Here is a 1,228-nt window from a genome sequence, read left to right as displayed (position 1 = left end):
GGAACGGGTCGGCACAGTCGCTCGGCGCATGAGCCTCACCCAGTTGCCGTGCAAAGTGATCACGGTAGCCGGCACCAACGGCAAGGGCTCCAGCTGTGCCATGGCTGCCAGCATTCTGCTGGCCGCAGGCTACCAGGTCGGCGTCTACTCCTCTCCCCATTTACTGCGCTTTACCGAGCGGGTGCGGGTTAACGGCCAAGAGCTGGCCGATAGTGATCATTGTGCTGCCTTTGCCGAGGTGGAGGTGGCACGCGGTGAGATTGCGCTCACCTTCTTCGAGTTTGCCACCCTGGCCGCGCTTTGGCTGTTTCGCCGCGCCGCACCGGATGTGCTACTGCTGGAAGTGGGGCTGGGCGGCCGACTCGATGCCACCAATGTGGTGGAGTCCGATGTGGCGATGATCACCTCCATTGCCCTCGATCACTGCGACTGGTTGGGGGATACCCGCGAAGCAGTTGCGGTGGAGAAGGCTGGGGTGTATCGCGCCGGCAAACCCGCCATCAGTGGCGAGCCTAACCCGCCTGTGACTATCGCCAACGAAGCGCAGCGCCTCGGCGCCAGCCTGCGTCAGGTGGGGGTCGACTTCTCTGGCACAGAGCATGAGTTCAGCTGGGATTATCAGGGCCTCAATCTGTGGCGCAACTTGCCAAAGCCGGTATTGCCACTGATGAACGCAGTGACCGTGCTGGCGGCACTGGAGTCCCTCGGTTTGCCGCTAGCGGAGTCCGCTATTCGTGACGGGTTGGCTAATGCGCGGCTGGCCGGTCGGATGCAGCCGCTGCAAAGCGCGCCGTTGGTTATCGTCGATGTGGCTCACAACCCCCACTCGGCGGCTTATCTGGCCGCTCAACTGGGTAACATCCCCTGCACGGGTGTGCGCCGCGCCGTGGTCGGCATGCTCAAAGACAAGGACATGGCGGGATCGCTGACCGAGCTCGATGGCTTGATTGACAGCTGGTATCTGGCTAGCCTGAACGGCCCCCGGGCAGCGACGGCAGCGCAGCTTGCCACTGCGCTTGGTAACCGAATGACCCAGGTCCAGCAGTTTGATTCTGTGACTGCCGCATATCAGTGCGCCCTTGCCGCCGCAGGCGCAGACGATATAGTCATTGTGTTTGGTTCGTTTTACACTGTTGCCGACATTTTGGCGCAGGTCGCCAGTCACGCGGTCCCCGCCGCATCCTGATCTGTTGTAAATAAGCCGTTGTAAACCCACATCGTATAAAGA

At 61.6% G+C, this 1,228-nt stretch carries 1 protein-coding gene; it reads left to right on the top strand.

The window, feature by feature from the left end:
• Positions 1 to 1,186, top strand: a 1,186-nt coding sequence (folC, locus tag CUC53_RS18270) for a bifunctional tetrahydrofolate synthase/dihydrofolate synthase (RefSeq protein ID WP_100295406.1), incomplete at its 5' end; no start/stop codon positions are given.
• Positions 1,187 to 1,228: the final 42 nt, after the last annotated feature.

It is taken from the genome of Aeromonas cavernicola (genome assembly GCF_002795305.1).
Classification (GTDB): domain Bacteria; phylum Pseudomonadota; class Gammaproteobacteria; order Enterobacterales; family Aeromonadaceae; genus Aeromonas; species Aeromonas cavernicola.
This window is presented reverse-complemented; position numbering and strand designations above follow the sequence as displayed.